Source organism: Oleiphilus sp. HI0128 (genome assembly GCF_001635365.1).
This window is the reverse complement of the sequence record NZ_LWGG01001488.1, coordinates 1-1198: the sequence shown is the minus strand read 5'-3', so window position 1 is coordinate 1198 and position 1198 is coordinate 1. Positions and strand designations below refer to the sequence as shown.

2 protein-coding genes and 1 pseudogene are annotated in these 1198 nt (G+C 43.1%); 1 reads left to right on the top strand and 2 read right to left on the bottom strand.

What is annotated here, in order from left to right; translation table 11 throughout:
• Positions 1–339, top strand: a pseudogene (locus A3763_RS24560) (excinuclease ABC subunit UvrA); the annotation flags it as partial.
• 289 nt (positions 340–628) lie between these two features.
• Here A3763_RS24560 and rplQ read toward each other — a convergent pair.
• Positions 629–1018 (bottom strand): 50S ribosomal protein L17, encoded by a 390-nt coding sequence (gene rplQ / locus A3763_RS24555; protein ID WP_068511128.1) that lies wholly within the window; start codon positions 1016–1018, stop codon positions 629–631.
• Between the two features lie 35 nt (positions 1019–1053).
• On the bottom strand, positions 1054–1198 hold a 145-nt coding region (locus A3763_RS27805; RefSeq protein WP_304440847.1), incomplete at its 5' end, for a DNA-directed RNA polymerase subunit alpha C-terminal domain-containing protein.

The window sequence follows — 1198 nt, the reverse complement described above, 5'->3', positions numbered from 1 at the left end:
GGCGGCGAAGCCCAGCGTGTCAAACTAGCTAAAGAGCTTTCCAAGCGAGATACAGGTAAAACCCTCTACATCCTTGACGAACCAACTACTGGCTTGCACTTCTATGATATCCAGCAATTACTGACTGTTCTTAACAGGCTTAGAGATCACGGCAATACGATTGTCGTAATCGAGCACAATCTAGATGTCATAAAAACTGCTGACTGGATAGTAGACCTAGGACCAGAAGGCGGTTCGAAAGGCGGTCAAATCGTTGCAACAGGAAGTCCTGAGCATGTCTCAGAGGTCGATGGTTCATTTACTGGACAATTCTTAAAGCCAATACTGGCCAGGAAATAAACAAAACAAGGCCTACGGGCCTTTCAGACTGCTGACAAACCTCGGCGTACTTTTTAGGACGCGCTTCTACGTGAATGAAATAGTTTTTTTCACTGTAAACTACTAAAAGATTTAAAAAATCGACCTATTTTGAGGTTGTTTTTTAAACGATTTATGCAAAACAAAACCTCGATATAAAATACCGGGGTTTATCAATACTCTGCAAGGCCTACGGGCCTTTAGCCTTATTTATTCCAGATACAAAAAAACCAGCACTAGGCTGGTTTTTTTACGACGGTGAGTAATAGACCTACTCGTCGTCATCCTCGAAGGCTTCAACCACTGGGCGGTCAACTAGCTCAACGAACGCCATTGGCGCTGCATCACCAGAACGGAAACCACATTTTAGAATGCGGATATAACCACCTGGGCGATCTTGGTAACGAGGACCAAGCTCATTAAACAATTTCGCTACAACAGCATTGTCACGAGTACGAGCAAAAGCCAAACGGCGATTTGCAACTGTATCGTTCTTCGCTAACGTAATCAAAGGCTCAGCTACACGACGTAGCTCTTTAGCTTTTGGCAAAGTTGTTTTGATTAACTCATGCTCAACAAGAGAAGCTGCCATATTTTTGAACATGGCTTTTCTGTGCGAGCTATTTCTATTAAGTTTACGACCACTTTTACGATGACGCATTTTATAATTCCTTACCTATTCAAACCGAGGATGACTTAGCCACCCAGTACTCGGTCATCACCTTTCAAACTAGCTGGAGGCCAGTTTTCAAGACGCATACCTAATGAAAGACCACGAGATGCTAGCACATCCTTAATTTCTGTAAGAGACTTCTTACCCAAATTAGGCGTTTTTAGCAGT

What these genes read in the sequence shown, in the direction of transcription:
- rplQ (WP_068511128.1), bottom strand. Translation starts at nt 1,018, where the DNA reads ATGCGTCATCGTAAAAGTGGTCGTAAACTTAATAGAAATAGCTCGCAC.